The organism is Pseudomonas sp. P129, assembly GCF_020312195.1.
In the GTDB taxonomy this organism is placed as follows: domain Bacteria; phylum Pseudomonadota; class Gammaproteobacteria; order Pseudomonadales; family Pseudomonadaceae; genus Aquipseudomonas; species Aquipseudomonas fragariae.
On record NZ_JAGPYS010000003.1, the window covers coordinates 440,006 to 455,029 of the forward strand.

14 protein-coding genes are annotated in these 15,024 nt (G+C 52.1%); 6 read left to right on the plus strand and 8 right to left on the minus strand.

Going from position 1 to position 15,024, the window contains the following annotated elements:
* Positions 1–65: 65 nt before the first annotated feature.
* From guaB to KBY02_RS11795, 5 genes are all read left to right on the plus strand, one after another.
* Complete coding sequence (gene guaB / locus KBY02_RS11775; protein ID WP_003314194.1) at positions 66–1,535, plus strand: IMP dehydrogenase; 1,470 nt, start codon at positions 66–68, stop codon at positions 1,533–1,535.
* A gap of 123 nt (positions 1,536–1,658) precedes the next feature.
* On the plus strand, positions 1,659–3,236 hold the full coding sequence (gene guaA / locus KBY02_RS11780; RefSeq protein WP_003433442.1) for a glutamine-hydrolyzing GMP synthase: 1,578 nt from the start codon (positions 1,659–1,661) through the stop codon (positions 3,234–3,236).
* A 307-nt stretch (positions 3,237–3,543) separates the two neighbouring features.
* Positions 3,544–4,752, plus strand: coding sequence for a tyrosine-type recombinase/integrase (locus KBY02_RS11785; protein ID WP_225650431.1), 1,209 nt, complete (start codon positions 3,544–3,546; stop codon positions 4,750–4,752).
* 304 nt (positions 4,753–5,056) lie between these two features.
* Positions 5,057–5,287 carry a helix-turn-helix transcriptional regulator gene (locus tag KBY02_RS11790; protein WP_122357984.1) on the plus strand — a complete coding sequence of 77 codons (231 nt, stop codon included), beginning with the start codon at positions 5,057–5,059 and terminating at the stop codon, positions 5,285–5,287.
* A gap of 3 nt (positions 5,288–5,290) precedes the next feature.
* Complete coding sequence (locus KBY02_RS11795; protein ID WP_225650399.1) at positions 5,291–6,148, plus strand: replication protein RepA; 858 nt, start codon at positions 5,291–5,293, stop codon at positions 6,146–6,148.
* Between the two features lie 407 nt (positions 6,149–6,555).
* Here the strand turns inward: KBY02_RS11795 and KBY02_RS11800 are convergent, their stop codons facing one another.
* From KBY02_RS11800 to trbJ, 8 genes are all read right to left on the minus strand, one after another.
* A complete protein-coding gene (locus tag KBY02_RS11800; RefSeq protein WP_225650401.1) occupies positions 6,556–7,569 on the minus strand; it encodes a hypothetical protein in 1,014 nt (337 codons plus the stop codon).
* A gap of 15 nt (positions 7,570–7,584) precedes the next feature.
* Positions 7,585–9,168 (minus strand): SIR2 family protein, encoded by a 1,584-nt coding sequence (locus tag KBY02_RS11805; RefSeq protein ID WP_122357986.1) that lies wholly within the window; start codon positions 9,166–9,168, stop codon positions 7,585–7,587.
* Positions 9,169–9,216: 48 nt separating this feature from the next.
* Positions 9,217–9,567, minus strand: coding sequence for a hypothetical protein (locus KBY02_RS11810; RefSeq protein WP_122357987.1), 351 nt, complete (start codon positions 9,565–9,567; stop codon positions 9,217–9,219).
* Positions 9,568–9,573: 6 nt separating this feature from the next.
* Positions 9,574–9,762 (minus strand): hypothetical protein, encoded by a 189-nt coding sequence (locus KBY02_RS11815; RefSeq protein ID WP_122357988.1) that lies wholly within the window; start codon positions 9,760–9,762, stop codon positions 9,574–9,576.
* A gap of 977 nt (positions 9,763–10,739) precedes the next feature.
* Positions 10,740–11,060, minus strand: a complete 321-nt coding sequence (locus tag KBY02_RS11820) for a hypothetical protein (protein ID WP_225650403.1) — start codon at positions 11,058–11,060, stop codon at positions 10,740–10,742.
* A gap of 2 nt (positions 11,061–11,062) precedes the next feature.
* Positions 11,063–12,664 carry a P-type conjugative transfer protein TrbL gene (trbL, locus tag KBY02_RS11825; RefSeq protein ID WP_225650405.1) on the minus strand — a complete coding sequence of 534 codons (1,602 nt, stop codon included), beginning with the start codon at positions 12,662–12,664 and terminating at the stop codon, positions 11,063–11,065.
* A gap of 2 nt (positions 12,665–12,666) precedes the next feature.
* Positions 12,667–12,852 (minus strand): hypothetical protein, encoded by a 186-nt coding sequence (locus KBY02_RS11830; RefSeq protein WP_225650407.1) that lies wholly within the window; start codon positions 12,850–12,852, stop codon positions 12,667–12,669.
* 2 nt (positions 12,853–12,854) lie between these two features.
* Positions 12,855–13,649 carry a P-type conjugative transfer protein TrbJ gene (gene trbJ / locus KBY02_RS11835; RefSeq protein ID WP_122357991.1) on the minus strand — a complete coding sequence of 265 codons (795 nt, stop codon included), beginning with the start codon at positions 13,647–13,649 and terminating at the stop codon, positions 12,855–12,857.
* Between the two features lie 846 nt (positions 13,650–14,495).
* Here trbJ and KBY02_RS11840 point away from each other — a divergent pair.
* Complete coding sequence (locus tag KBY02_RS11840) at positions 14,496–14,876, plus strand: plasmid mobilization protein (protein WP_225650408.1); 381 nt, start codon at positions 14,496–14,498, stop codon at positions 14,874–14,876.
* Positions 14,877–15,024: the final 148 nt, after the last annotated feature.

Sequence of the window (15,024 nt, forward strand, 5' to 3'; positions counted from 1 at the left end):
TTGAGCCGGGCGGGGTCTGTGGGTATAATGGCGCGCTTCCAATTTCCCGCCCGGGAGCCCCCGCGATGCTGCGTATCAGTCAAGAAGCCCTTACATTCGACGACATTCTCCTTGTGCCCGGTTATTCCGAGGTACTCCCTAACGAAGTCAGTCTGAAAACCCGTTTGACCCGTGGCATCGAGCTGAATATACCTTTGGTCTCTGCTGCAATGGATACTGTCACCGAGGCCCGTCTGGCAATTGCCATGGCCCAGGAAGGCGGTATCGGTATCATCCACAAGAACATGACCATCGAGCAGCAAGCTGCCGAAGTGCGCAAGGTCAAGAAGTTCGAGGCCGGTGTCGTCAAGGACCCGATCACGATCGAAGCCGACGCCACTGTTCGCGATCTGTTCGAACTCACCCGCATGCACAACATTTCCGGCGTACCGGTCCTGCACAATGGCGACCTGGTCGGCATCGTGACGTCCCGCGACGTACGCTTCGAAAACCGTCTTGATGTCCCTGTCCGCGAAGTGATGACGCCCAAAGAGCGTCTGGTCACCGTGCGCGAAGGCGCCGACAAGAACGAAGTGCGCGAACTGCTGCACAAGCACCGTCTTGAAAAAGTCCTGATCGTGGATGCCAATTTCGCGCTCAAGGGCATGATGACCGTCAAGGACATCGAGAAAGCCAAGGCTTACCCGCTGGCCAGCAAGGACGATCAGGCTCGCCTGCGTGTCGGCGCTGCAGTCGGTACCGGCAAGGACACCGGCGAGCGCGTCACCGCACTGGTCGCGGCTGGCGTTGATGTTGTTGTCGTCGACACCGCTCACGGCCATTCCAAAGGCGTGATCGACCGCGTCCGCTGGGTCAAGGAAAACTTCCCTCAGGTGCAGGTCATCGGTGGCAACATCGCCACTGGCGAAGCGGCCAGGGCACTGGTTGCCGCAGGCGCCGATGCAGTCAAGGTCGGTATCGGCCCGGGCTCCATCTGCACCACGCGTATCGTTGCCGGTGTCGGCGTGCCGCAGATCAGCGCCATCGCCAACGTCTCCGCTGCCCTTGAAGGCACTGGCGTGCCGATGATCGCCGACGGCGGTATCCGCTTCTCCGGTGACCTGTCCAAGGCCATCGTGGCTGGCGCCTCCTGCGTGATGATGGGCTCGATGTTCGCCGGTACTGAAGAAGCGCCAGGCGAGATCGAACTGTTTCAGGGCCGTTCCTACAAGGCCTATCGCGGCATGGGTTCGCTGGGTGCGATGTCCCAGGCGCAAGGCTCTTCCGATCGCTACTTCCAGGATTCCTCCGCCGGTGCCGAGAAGCTGGTGCCGGAAGGTATCGAAGGCCGTGTGGCCTATAAAGGTCCGTTGTCGGCCATCATCCATCAGTTGATGGGCGGCCTGCGTTCCTCCATGGGTTACACCGGCAGTGCCGACATCGAGCAGATGCGCACCAAGCCCGAGTTCGTTCGCATCACCGGTGCCGGTATGGCTGAGTCCCACGTCCATGACGTGCAGATCACCAAGGAAGCGCCGAACTATCGCGTCGGCTAAAGCCTCCAGCTTCAAGCCCCAAGCAATCAGCTACAAGCGGTAGTTACGCACATGTAACTACCGCATTGATTCCGACAACTTGCCGCTTGCAGCGTATAGCTTGCAGCTGCTCAGAGAGTTTCCATGGCCCTCGACATTCACGCCCACCGTATCCTGATCCTCGACTTCGGTTCCCAGTACACCCAGCTGATCGCCCGCCGCGTGCGCGAAATCGGCGTGTATTGCGAGCTGCATCCGTTTGACATGGACGACGAAGCGATTCGCGAATTCGCTCCAAAAGGCGTGATCCTCGCCGGCGGCCCAGAGTCCGTACACGAAGCCGACAGTCCGCGCTGCCCGCAAGCGGTATTTGACCTGGGTGTGCCGGTTTTCGGTATCTGCTATGGCATGCAGACCATGGCCGAGCAGTTGGGCGGCAAGGTTGCCGGTTCCGAGCTGCGCGAGTTCGGCTACGCTCGCGTTGACGTAGTCGGCAAAAGCCGTCTGCTCGATGGTATCGAAGACCATATCGATGCCGACGGCCTGTTTGGCCTCGACGTATGGATGAGTCACGGTGACAAGGTCACCAAACTGCCGGAAGACTTCCACATTCTGGCCAGCACCCCGAGCTGCCCGATTGCCGGTATGGCTGACGACGCGCGCGGTTACTACGGCGTGCAGTTCCACCCGGAAGTGACCCACACCAAGCAGGGCGGTCGCATCCTGTCGCGCTTCATCCTCGACATCTGCGGCTGTGAAGCACTGTGGACCCCTTCGAAGATTGCTGAAGACGCTATCGCTCAGGTTCGCGCTCAGGTCGGTACTGACAACGTGTTGCTGGGCCTGTCCGGCGGCGTTGACTCCTCCGTGGTCGCGGCGCTGCTGCACAAGGCCATTGGCGATCAACTGACCTGCGTATTCGTCGACAACGGCCTGCTGCGCCTGCACGAAGGCGAGCAGGTGATGGCCATGTTCGCCGAGAACATGGGCGTCAAGGTGATCCGCGCCAATGCCGAAGAACAGTTCCTGAACAACCTGGCAGGCGAGAGCGATCCAGAGAAGAAGCGCAAGATCATCGGCCGCACCTTCATCGACGTGTTCGATGCCGAGTCCTGCAAGCTGGACAACATCAAGTACCTGGCGCAAGGCACCATCTACCCGGACGTCATCGAGTCGGCTGGCGCGAAAAGCGGCAAGGCCCACGTCATCAAGTCGCACCACAACGTGGGCGGCCTGCCGGAAGAAATGAACCTCAAGCTGGTCGAGCCACTGCGCGAGCTGTTCAAGGACGAAGTCCGCCGCCTGGGCCTCGAACTCGGCCTGCCCTACGACATGGTCTACCGCCACCCATTCCCAGGCCCAGGCCTGGGCGTGCGCATCCTCGGCGAAGTGAAGAAGGAATACGCCGACCTCCTGCGTCGTGCCGACCACATCTTCATCGAAGAACTGCGCAAGGCCGACTGGTACCACAAGGTCAGCCAGGCCTTCGTAGTGTTCCAGCCGGTCAAATCAGTCGGCGTCGTCGGCGACGGCCGCCGCTACGCCTGGGTCGTTGCGCTACGCGCTGTCGAAACCATCGACTTCATGACCGCTCGCTGGGCTCACCTGCCTTATGAGCTGCTGGAGACAGTGAGCGGCCGGATCATCAACGAGATCGAAGGGATTTCGCGGGTGACTTACGACGTGTCGAGCAAGCCGCCGGCTACGATTGAGTGGGAATGATTGGACGTCCGGCATTGTCCGGCATGTCTAGCAAGAAATGCCCTGGAGCCCGCGTAATTGCGGGCTTTTGGCTTTTTGGGTCTGGCAAATTCTGGCAGCTTTGTGCATCGCCAAGCACCGTGTTTGTATGGCATGGTACGGGGCATTGACTGAGCCAAATGCCATGTTCGGTGCTCGATACCATGTCGTCCTAGTAGGGAAGGGCATGGTATCAAATCTCATCATCAGCCCGGTTTCATTGGGTTTTATCGTGGTGCATGAGTGCTTTTCTGAGCATGGTATTTTTTCCATGGAATCCGTAACTGCCATGCTGACCGATACCAAGCTGCGTAACCTCAAACCGCAAGAAAAACTCTACAAGGTGAACGACCGCGACGGGCTGTACGTGGCCGTCACTGCTGCCGGTTCCATCTCATTTCGTTACAACTACTCAATCAATGGCCGTCAGGAGACCATCACGTTCGGTCGTTATGGCGTGGGTGGCATCACACTTGCGGAAGCCAGAGAGCGCCTGGGCGAGGCTAAAAAGATGGTTTCGGCGGGTAAGTCACCTGCCAAAGAGAAAGCCCGTGCCAAGGCACGCACCAAAGGGGCAGAGACGTTTGATGCGTGGGCTGAGAAATGGCTGCGTGGGTATCAGATGGCTGACTCGACGCGTGACATGCGCCGATCGGTTTACGAGCGCGAGCTAAAGCCGCACTTCGGTAATCAGAAACTGGTGGAAATCAATCATGAGGATCTGCGAACGCTGACTAATGCAATTGTGGAGCGTGGAGCTCCAGCCACGGCCGTGCACTCCCGCGAGATTGTGATGCAGGTGTTCCGATGGGCGATAGAGCGAGGCCAGAAGGTCGAGAATCCGGCTGATCTGGTTCGGCCTACAAGCATCGCTAAATTCGAGCCACGTGACCGTGCTTTGGGGCCTGACGAAATCGCGTTGATGTATCAGTACCTGGACCGCATCGGCACTGCCTCCTCCGTGAGGGTGGCCGCTAAGTTATTGTTGCTGACCATGGTTCGCAAAAGTGAGTTGACCAATGCGACCTGGAACGAGATCAATTTCAGCGAAGCCTTGTGGACAATTCCGAAAGAGCGGATGAAGCGCCGCAACTCCCATTTGGTGTTCTTATCTCAGCAGGCTTTGGATTTCTTCATTGCGTTGAAGACGTTTGCCGGTGGTTCAGATTACGTCTTTCCCTCCCGGTACGATTCAGATTTGCCAATGAGCACCGCGACGATCAATCAGGTGCTGACGCTGAGCTATCGGCTTGCGCAAAAAGAAGGGCAGCCACTGAGTAAGTTCGGACCGCATGATTTGAGGCGCACAGCGAGCACGCTGCTGCATGAGGCGGGTTACAACTCCGACTGGATTGAGAAGTGCCTTGCGCACGAGCAGAAGGGCGTACGGGCGGTCTACAACAAGGCTGAATACCGTGATCAGCGTCGGGCGATGTTGCAGGATTGGGCGGATATGATTGATGAATGGACGCGCAAAAAAACGCGTTCAGAGAGTTGATTCCGTTTTTCGTGAGGGGATAAGCGGAAGGTGATCTATTTTTCTCTATCAAAAAACCACATTCGTGGTTTTTTTTCTGTCCGGAAACTACCCGTTTGTGGGACACATTTTTCTTGAGGTTTCTGACGAAAAAAACTCCTGAAAGAACAACGACATCGGGTTGTATCTTTTGTCCGGAATTATACGTTTGTCGGACAGTAAGATACTGATTTTGAAAGGATTAAATCCATAAATATGAGTGGAATGCTCTGGAAATATGGGGCAATAATCGAACATCGAGATACGACAAAACGAGGAGTTCGGTGTGGAGAAAGAATCGAGGAAGTCGAGCAAAGTGCTCATCAGCAAAAAGCAATTGCTGGCAATGATCCCCTTGTGTGAGCGGACCATTTATAACTTCGAAAAGCAGGGGAAATTCCCTCGTCGTATTGCCGTTAGCAGCCGGAAGGTCGTTTGGGATTTGGATGAGGTCGAGAGTTGGATTGATACGTGCAGGCATTCGGGCCCGGCGCTTCGTCCCGGAATGGGGGCCTGAATTGTGGCGATTGATTTATTGAACATTGCCGCCAACATTGCGGCTTTCCCGCCTGAAGACATAGCCTTTACCCATGCAGTACTTTGCCAAGTTGGCTTGCCCCGCTCCAAGGTAGAAGGACAGGTTTTCATGCGCCAGAGCGGCGCGGCATGGGTCACCATACAGTCTGGCTACCTAGACGAGGGTAACGGTCCGGTATTGCAGCCTATCCCTTATGGCGTGATGCCCCGCCTTGCGCTAGCTTGGGTGTCTACCATCGCCGTGCGCAACAAAGAGCGTGAAATCAGGATAGGCGATAGTGCGGCCGAGTTTCTGCGTCTGATGGGGATGGGCGATGACGGGCGCCGATACTCCACTCTGCGTAAGCAGATGCACGCACTAGCGGCGTGCCGCTTGCAACTCGGATTCAAGGGACGTACCTACAATGGCCAGCCCATTGAGCAATTTGATGCCTGGATAGCGAACCGCAATAGTAAACAGCGGCTACTATGGCCCGGCACGATGGTGCTTTCCGAGGGGTATTTCAATTCCCTTATTGATAGCGCCGTACCTCTAGACAACCGAGCGCTAATTGCCCTCAAGGGCTCAGCGCTGGCCTTGGACATATATGCTTGGCTGGCTCACCGGTTGCATCGGATCGAGGGCAGGGGGACAAAGCTATACTGGAAGCCCCTGCGCGAGCAGTTTGCGCAGGAATACACTGGAAAGGACCCGGATAAGGACTTTAAGAAAAAATTCGTTCCGGCGTTACGCAAGGTGCTTGCGGTATACCCGCAAGCCAAGGTTAGTCAAATTAGGGGAGGTTTTCTTCTCGGCGGATCGCCGCCGCCGATCCCCTATAAAGGTGGCCCGCTCAAATGATGCTGTTTCTGTGTTTCCCATAATCGTCTCGCGAAATCGGACCCCCCTTTAATACCGCCAATTCATACGCACAGCTGAGCCCCTTTTTTGCTACGTACCCACGCTGCTAGCGTGATTGCATTCCACTTCACCACCTGTTTGAATTGCTGCTTACCAGTTATTTGCATTCGACTTGCCCAAATTCTTGCATAGGATTTTACCGGCACACTGCGTGCTCTTGACCGGCAGAAGTCGGCCAAGAGCGGTGATTCAGCCCGCCTAACAAACTGGGGGCGATTCATTTTTTCAGTCGGCGCTTCCCTCTGTGACCGTGCTGACAATTTAGTTTGGAATCGAGTGATAGAAAAAGAGGTAGATTTATTATCAGAAGAATAATATGTCCCCTTTTTCTTCAAGCACCGGATAAATCAAAAATCATCATCATTGATGTACCTGAAATAAGTACAGTAGTTTTTTGCGTTTTTCAATTTAGTCAGTTCATCAAGCTTTTTGGGAGGGTATTTCATTCCGGAGTGAGTTCTATAAAAGATAAGTACAATGACAGTGAATGCTGTGCTAATGACGCTCAGTAATGCCCCTTTGAAAGATAAAATTTGAAGTAGCACTGTTTCAAGAGTAAAGCTAATTTCTGGGGCGTGTGTAGCAGGCATGAAGCTCAGTGGATAAATTACTCCAATAAAAAAGATGCATAGCACCAACGCTAAGGCTGTAGAGATTTGACGAGGAGATTCAGGGTTTCCCTCTGTCGATTGGAGTAAGTCAGCAACCAATCTTGCATGGTGCTTTGCTACAAGATAGCTTCTTTCGAGTCCTTCTCGCTCTTTGGTAACTTCATCCCAGTTGGTTTTATAAATAGGGTCGTATGTTGAGTAAAGTGATCTGCTGTTTCCGTTTGCAAAGGCGTTGTAGTTACGCATTGCCGATAGAGTTTCCGAACCGCCGAGAAGTTTTAAGATAGGGGTGTCTTTGAATATCTCGTCTGCACGGTCAGACGCTTCTTGCTCCTCCCTTGCTGTCACGTTAGCCTCACATACTTTTGAAGCGATATACATCAACTCTTTTTTGATTTTCTCTTTTTCAGAGTATCGAGAGAAATCGCTTTTATCAATAAAGTCTTCCAGTATTTGATTGGTGATTTTTTCCATTGATTCGTTTGCAGGAAAGTGTTCATCTAAGAAGTCGTGAAATTTCCGGTATTCGTTATTGTTATAATGTTTGTTGTGCCATTCCATGTTGTAACTTTTGGCGTCGTCAGCAATTTTTTTTGCTTCAATCAGATAGTTGTTTAGCCTGGCATTTTTTTCTGAGAAGGCTGTTTGATTAGAGAATATCTTAGTGATTATGAATGCGCCGAAGATACCCACTATAGCTGCGGCAGATTGAGATAAAGAGCTAAAGAACCAGTTCCAGTCTGCGATCATTGTGTTATCTCTATTTTAAGATTGCGTAGGTTTGCTAAATCCAAATTCCAACCTATCTACCAGGCAAGCAAGCTTGCGGAAGTATGTGGAGTAGGAGGAGTGCTCGGTTTTGAGATTATTTTTATTGTTTTCTAATAGCTCTTTTACGGCTGCAATGTCGATATCACCATCATCTTGAAAAGGAATTATTAAGGTCGCCTTTTCTGCAGTGGTCTCTGCAATGATTTCTCGAGTGGATAGATTCTTATAGTTTGACTCATAGTGTTTTCTGTATTGATTTATTCGATAATCTTTTCTGTTGGCTTTGAAGATTATTCCCTCTATATCCGAGAACTCAGATTTCATAAGTTCGTCATGCGAAGTAATACCAAGTGTATGAAGATACCGAAAGCCCGGAATGTATTTGTTTGGTCTTTTTAATAGAGGTGGATAAACCTCTCTGAGCAGTTCTGCGGGGTCGTATTGGCTTTTTACTGAGATGATATCTGAAAATATATCGTCAATCGTTATGCCTTTGTAGCCTTGTTTTGAAATGCCTTCATGGCTTTTGGCTACGCCAACGCCTACGACAAACTCAACATCATCTTTATTGTCTATTTGATCTATGTCGAGAACAGCGAGCTTTGTTTCCGGATCGTTGGACTTTACCAAGTCGTACATTTGTTCTTTGCAGTACCTTAAAATTCGAGCAGGAATTTTTCTCTTGGTGCTTTCAATGGCTTCGTATACATCAAGGTAGTTTGAGGTTCGTATTACTGTTATGTTGAGTCGAGTTTCGCCGATTGACATTAATGCAGATTGAAAGCTTGGCTCCTCATCTTGTTTTGTTCTTTGGAGGAAGATTAGATTTCTGCCGAATAAGTCAAGTTTGTCTTGGCCAAGACAATTTACAATTGACTCAATGATTTTTTGGATGTTTCTATCGCTTATCGAATACCCGATAAATATTACCGGGTGCTCAATAAATATAGTGATGAGTTTTGCTGCTAAGTATGGGTTCTTCTCCTCAAAGATTTCGTAGTCTTCATTCGTTAGCACTAGGCTGTTAGGCTGACTCGCGCAACCATGAATTTTGTAAACTTCACCTATTGATTGCGGGTTGGAGAATAAAAGCTCCTCCTGTCCTATGAAGACTTTATAATCCGGGAATAGCTCTTCTATAAATAAATCCCAATTTGTTGTTATTATCCCATCTACGTTGAGGCGAGAAAGTGCTTCTAGCTCGTCACTAAGTCCGTCTGCTGATATTTTGTTGTGGCTTATGTTGGTGAGGTAACTTGCCATTTCATGCTTTAAGGCTGAAGAAACACTTGTGATGCTGTCAGAGTTGTTTTTTCTGGATTCTGAGTATTTTTCAGACTTCCACCACATTTCATTAAAGTCTTTCGCTATTGCACTTGCAGCTTTTGCGAGATCTTGATTGTTTTGAGAAGAGTAATACCCGAATTCCTGAATTCCATCACAGAATCGTTTAAGAAGCTCATCCCACTGTTCAAGCCCTATATATCGTCGTGAAAAGCCTGATCCCACGAATAAGAACGGAGCACCACCGTTTTGCGCCAATAGACGGGTTAAGCTCAGAGTAATATGTGACGCCATGACCGACTCCCTTGTGGCTGCGGAAAATCTTATTTTTCGAGTCTAGCACTAGAAGCTATTGGCTATCATTGTCCTAGCAGGAATCCGATGGTTGTGTAACGTTTCACCTTGGCGACACCACCAAGATTGCGCATATGCACAGCCGTCGATGTATTCGATTTCGCTCAATACAAAGCCGGTGAAGGCCATCCCGGCGAGCGTGGCATCCAGTAGAGGCGGTAGTGAATCGGGGTCGAGGGGCATGCCTACCTCAACGCGAGCAATGTTTGCAGCTCGACCCAGCTGCGGACACACGGTTGAGTTGACCATTACATTGCCCCGTATAGCTGGATACCGACGTCGCTCTTTGGGATCGAGCGCGACACCGCGTTTGCGCATTGGTGTGACCAGTACGTGCAAGGCTTGTTACTCACCAATTTTAATATCAAGCAACGCCTCGACTGCGAACGCCAGCGCGGCATCTGCCGATTCCAACAGATCGCTTAGGTCGTCTGCATTAATAATGTGGCTTTCGTATAGCGCATAAGCCTGCTGGAGTAACGCTTTGTTATGCAGACCAGGCATTGCAAGAAGCGCAACGTCATCGCGCAGCATCAATTCCCACAGCGCGATAGCTGACGACTTTGTGGAAACGGCGTCCGCAGTTCGAAAAGGGGACAGATTTGTTAAATGCGCTCGCAACGTCCCCTTCTGGCCGACGTCTGTCGGTCAAAGACACGCAGCGTGTTGGTCAAGCCGAATGCAAATAGGTGGTCAAGTCGGTGCAATTACACACGCTGCGATACGGAAGAAAATTATCCGTATGGGCGCTCATAAGCCTTGGCCTATGGCAGGTTGCATGCGTGAAATCGGACCCCTTAACGACGTGAAATCGGACCCCATTTCTTACGTGAAATCAGACCCCTAAATAACGTGAAATCGGCCCCCCCCTAAACCTCTAGGATTATCCTATAGATAAAGTCCTATAAATAACCTGTAAGAGGATGGGCACCAAAGGGAGTGTCAGGGTCAGTGCGCTTAAAAAGTGTTATGGCAAAGAATTGCTAAAAATCTATGAATATTAATAGTTGCCAACGTTCGTATGATAGGTGTTCAAGGTCCATGCGTATTGCATTGGTGTCCGAATAGAAGAGGGTGAGACAAGTCCATGCGTATTACTGATGGGCTCCTTTCATTACCGCACGTTGGTTGCGAATACCTTGACCGATTCAGTGTAAGCCGCAGCCGTCTGTCTGCGCGAGCCATCCAGATGGAAATGGTAAGCCACTTCACTCGGCCGACACTAGAGCGCGCGACCTTGGCGTACGACTTTTCCACATTCTTCGAGTTCCCCTTGCAGGTTGGCCTGCGGCCGCTTGACACCAAAAGGGGATAGCCGCTGGCTGGCTTGTCATTTGAGTTTGCTTCAAGCGTCGCGGGAGCCACCGAACCCGCTTTTCATGGAAGGTGTAATGCCTTGGAGGCCTAAGGTGTCAAAAGCGCTCTGAGCGCAGCACAGAGGCCTTCCTGATGTGCGACATGCAAACAAAACCCCGCACTCGGGCGGGGTTGTCTGTAGGACAGGGTAGTGATTAACGATTGTCAGGGTTTTCCTGCAGCTGTGCTTGCCGCGCGGCTTGGATGGCCGTCAAAACCTCCTGGTTCAAGTTAGCGTTAGTTTTGCTACCCAGCAAAGGCATACGATTCAGAGCATTTGCCCCGACAAACATGCGATATGACGCAGACATTGCGAGCGGGCTAACGCGAAGCTGCAACGCCGTGTACTGCCGATCCAGCTTATCTAGCTGCGGCCCGTAACCTTTGCTTCGCAGCCACCGGCCGAGTGCCCACATGCCGACTGCGAACGTGAAGGCGAATACTACGAATCCAGCGAACATCAGAAAGTCCATCATGACTATTTCTCCGTTTTTTCGTTGTTGGAGGCCGTACCCGGCACACTCAGCGAGGCCAGGCGACCATTAGCAGAGCTTGCTTCTGAGGCCGGACGGATCACGTTGGAATCCCCCAGCTCGGAATCACCGGCTAAATCTCCACTGCTATTTATCGGGGTCGAATTGACCTCGCTATTTGAAGGCGGGGTTGATCCAGCCCCAAAGGACAGGCCATGCGCATTCTCCATACCCGGTACAGCCATTGAAGCCATCACCCCAAGCACCTTTGCACCTCCATTCGCCGCTTGAGAAAGGGCATTTCCAGAGCCTTCAGTACCTCTCTTTGGTGTCTCTTGCTGTTTGTCTTTGTCGTCGTTGTCTTGCATTGGCTTTCCAGCCTGCTTGGCGGCCTGTTGTACGCTGCTGTTAGATTGCTGGGCAAGGCTAGGCCTCGCATTAGCCGTACTGCCCCCTACGCTCGATCCCGCTGATGTAGATCCCTTGAGGGCCCCGCCGTCACCAGTGCTGGCACCCACTCCAGAGGATGCGGCATTGCCCATTGAAGCTACTGCACCGGTGCCGGAGTTTGCCGCACCGGCAAAGCTTGAGTTGATAGCGCCAGCCAATCCTCCGCTACCGGCAGCCCCTGCAGCACTAGCACTACTACTGGCAGCGCCAAGCGCACCCGCGGCGGCGGGCGCAGCGGCACCGGCCGTGGCGATGGTGGCGACTGCGGCAGCAGCACCGGCCGCAGCCATTCCGCCGAGGGCCGAACCGCCGCCCATAGACGTGCCGCTTATCATCCCGCCAATCAGTTCGGGAATAGTCTTGGTCAGATAGGCGCATACCAGAGCTAAACCTGCCAATGTCATCAGCGATGCTTCGTCATTGGTATAAGCGGCTAACCAGGACTTCGCCGATGTGACAATAATTCCTACGATCAATGTTAAGACGAACAGCTTGGCACCTACGGCAACAACGAAGCGGAGTGGTGCAATTGCAAAATCGCGTGTCCATTGCGAACCACCGAAGCCGAAGAAAAGCACGGAGGCATTGATGATGACGTACGACTCTACGAGCGTCACAAACATGAATGCCGCAATAAAGGCGAAGCACAGTAAAACCAAGCAACCAACAAGAGCGATAAGGACTGCTTTACCCGGAGAGAAAAGTGATATTCCCTCCACGATGGTGCGTGAGAAGTTGACAGCCACTGCGAACATATCACCGGGCTGAAGCGCACGGCCCAGACCGCTAGCTGTGCCCGCTGCTTCTCGAAAGCTGTCCACTACGGCTGTCGCCCATGGAACGGAATGCTCAATGACTGCGTAGAAAAAGCCAATGACCATGAAGAAGCGGATCAGCTCGCCGACAACTTCGCCCAAGTCAGCTTGTTTCATCACTAAAGGCATGAACGTCCAAACCAATTGAATGAGAGCGAGAGAGGCCAGCAATTTGAGTGCATACCCTTGTAGCCGTGGTGACCATTCACTTGCGGCTTGATAAAGCATCCGCAAAAGCCCGTTCATTTCATTGCTTTGAGTTACATCTCCTGCTGCCATCGCGCTACCGGCCGAAAGAAAGAGTGTTGCACTGACGAGTGCTAGAAATGTTGAACGTTGCATAGTTAGAAATCCTCAGACGAGCCCCAGTTATTTTTCCGGGCTTCATAGTTTTTATCCGTGTCTGATTGCATCGAACGCTCAGTAGCCACGCAGTCGGTGCGGATAGAGACAATGAATCCGGACAGAGCAGCACCACTAAGAGCAGAGACGATGCATAACCCAGCGATCAGATTTTTGGATATGAACATTGTTAGAAATCCTCGGAGGGCCCCCAGTTGTTTCTACGAGCCTCAAACTTTTGCTCGGCGGCTTCGCTAGCAGCCTTTCGGTCGCCCTGCTGAGCCATATAGTTACCTTGCATATTTATTTGCGTAGCCAGTAGATCGCGCAGTTTTTGCAACTGCTGCACGTTCTGAGAGGCTATCTCGTTGCCTGCCTGAATGGCTTGCATCCGGCCCACGGCCGACTGTGAGCGAGCCACCATGTGATCGAGCTGGGTATCCTCAGACTCGAAAGTTCTGGTATTGAGGTTGGCAGCTTCAAGGGCCGCTTTTACACTGTCGCGGTTTTGCTCTGACCACTTCTGATAGCGCTCACGCGCCGGTACTTCCGCCGAGTTTGCAGCTTGATTTAGATAGGACTGAAAGCCAGGAAAAGCGGTGTTGAACTGCGAGTCCATATTCTGGATCTTGCGGCCTAGGGACTGTGAGCGGGTGTAAATGTTGGCCACGTTTTTAAGGTCCGACGCGATACTGCCAAACATGGTGCTTGGCAAGCCCGTGCCCTGGGTGACCATGTTCTGATACTGCTGAATCTGCGTCTGTAGCTGCTCGGCAGTAGTCAGCGCCGTGTTGACTGCCTCAGCGTACTCAAACATCTGTTGATAGAACGTCGAGCAGTTTGAGCAGTAAACTGCATAGGCGGGAGGCGATGCAAAGTAGAGACCCACACTAACGCCTGTGCTTATCATTGCTAAAACCAATGCAGTGCGTCTTCTGGATTTTCGAGCTAATGAAATCGGCGGTTTTAGGGATTCTGCATTCATAACGAATACCTCGTTTTGTCATAGTCCAAGATTCGATTATTGCCCCATATTTCCAGAGCATTCCACTCATATTTATGGATTTAATCCTTTCAAAATCAGTATCTTACTGTCCGACAAACGTATAATTCCGGACAAAAGAGACAACCCGATGTCGTTGTTCTTTCAGGAGTTTTTTCGTCAAAAAGGTCAAGAAAAATGTGTCCCACAAACGGGTAGTTTCCGGACAGAAATAAAACCTAGCGACGTGGGCTTTGCAGCTAAAAGGTTTAGCCAAAAGCTAGATGGGATTGCCGCAATGTGGATCGCCGCTGAAATCCGGGGCATTTTTCGCCGGTTTTCGCGCGGCCGCAGAGGGTGGTCTTGGTTGACTTCCTGGGCCTCCGGTAAAGGATGGGTTGGGGGAGTGATTTGCTCGCCACTTTTTCTTTGGTGCCCATCGTCCTTTGCTTGGTTCATATCATGCGCACCTTCTGTATCTGTTTTGCGCATTGAGCAGGTAGGCCGTGATGGAATCCGCACTAGCTAAAAACTGCGTTGTTACGCGTCTGGGTGCGTTTCTATGCGCCTTTTTGCTTTTTTGCCACACACAAAGTGCGCTGGTATGCGCGTCAATGCGTCCTTATGCGTTTAGCCCTCTGTTTTGAGGCTCCGATGGATCGTGATCGATTCGAACGCACGCACACGCATAGATTAAGACGGCAAGATGTGTGTTGTGGGCCCACAGGCTTCGCCTGCTCCCCCCCACCACCGCCACTTATTCGCCTTCGGCTCAACGTATCTTGCTCTGCGAGCCGCACAGCCGCTGCCGCGTCTAAGGGCAAAAACACCGCAACACCTGGAGCACCTATGACAAGCGGCACCAAACAAAAAACCACGGCTCGCCGACGCGGCAAGCCAATCGAGGTTTGGGTTACTGACGAGGAAAAAGCCATGATCAGCGAACGCGCCAACGAGGCGGGCATGTCGCGGTCTGGTTACCTTCGCGCCCTTGGCCTGAACTCGCCGATACGGTCTGTTGTTGACCTGACCGCTGTTGCCGATTTGGCCAAGGTAAATGGCGACCTCGGACGGGTCGCCGGGCTGTTGAAGCTGTGGCTTGCGGAGAAAAACGGCCAGGGAGCAAGTTCAGTCGAGGTGGAGCGGATGATGGTCGAGTTTCGTGAGTTGCAAGCCGGTATTCGGGAAAAAATGAGCGCTGTAGTTTTTACTCGAAAGCGTGAGGGCTGACCCCTGGAAATCTCTGGATTGTGCAATCCAATTCAGTTCTGGCGGTTGCCAGAATGGTGCATTTCCTACCTTGTATGGTTCGATAGCACTGGTCGTGAACGGCAGCTCTCAAACCTCATCATGCAGTTCAGAAATCAGCGCATGAACG

What these genes read in the sequence shown, in the direction of transcription:
- trbL (WP_225650405.1), bottom strand. Translation starts at nt 12,664, where the DNA reads ATGCAACGTTCAACATTTCTAGCACTCGTCAGTGCAACACTCTTTCTT.
- trbJ (WP_122357991.1), bottom strand. Translation starts at nt 13,649, where the DNA reads ATGAATGCAGAATCCCTAAAACCGCCGATTTCATTAGCTCGAAAATCC.
- KBY02_RS11785 (WP_225650431.1), top strand. Translation starts at nt 3,544, where the DNA reads ATGCTGACCGATACCAAGCTGCGTAACCTCAAACCGCAAGAAAAACTC.
- KBY02_RS11815 (WP_122357988.1), bottom strand. Translation starts at nt 9,762, where the DNA reads ATGCTGCGCGATGACGTTGCGCTTCTTGCAATGCCTGGTCTGCATAAC.
- guaA (WP_003433442.1), top strand. Translation starts at nt 1,659, where the DNA reads ATGGCCCTCGACATTCACGCCCACCGTATCCTGATCCTCGACTTCGGT.
- KBY02_RS11800 (WP_225650401.1), bottom strand. Translation starts at nt 7,569, where the DNA reads ATGATCGCAGACTGGAACTGGTTCTTTAGCTCTTTATCTCAATCTGCC.
- KBY02_RS11840 (WP_225650408.1), top strand. Translation starts at nt 14,496, where the DNA reads ATGACAAGCGGCACCAAACAAAAAACCACGGCTCGCCGACGCGGCAAG.
- KBY02_RS11820 (WP_225650403.1), bottom strand. Translation starts at nt 11,060, where the DNA reads ATGATGGACTTTCTGATGTTCGCTGGATTCGTAGTATTCGCCTTCACG.
- KBY02_RS11805 (WP_122357986.1), bottom strand. Translation starts at nt 9,168, where the DNA reads ATGGCGTCACATATTACTCTGAGCTTAACCCGTCTATTGGCGCAAAAC.
- KBY02_RS11830 (WP_225650407.1), bottom strand. Translation starts at nt 12,852, where the DNA reads ATGTTCATATCCAAAAATCTGATCGCTGGGTTATGCATCGTCTCTGCT.
- guaB (WP_003314194.1), top strand. Translation starts at nt 66, where the DNA reads ATGCTGCGTATCAGTCAAGAAGCCCTTACATTCGACGACATTCTCCTT.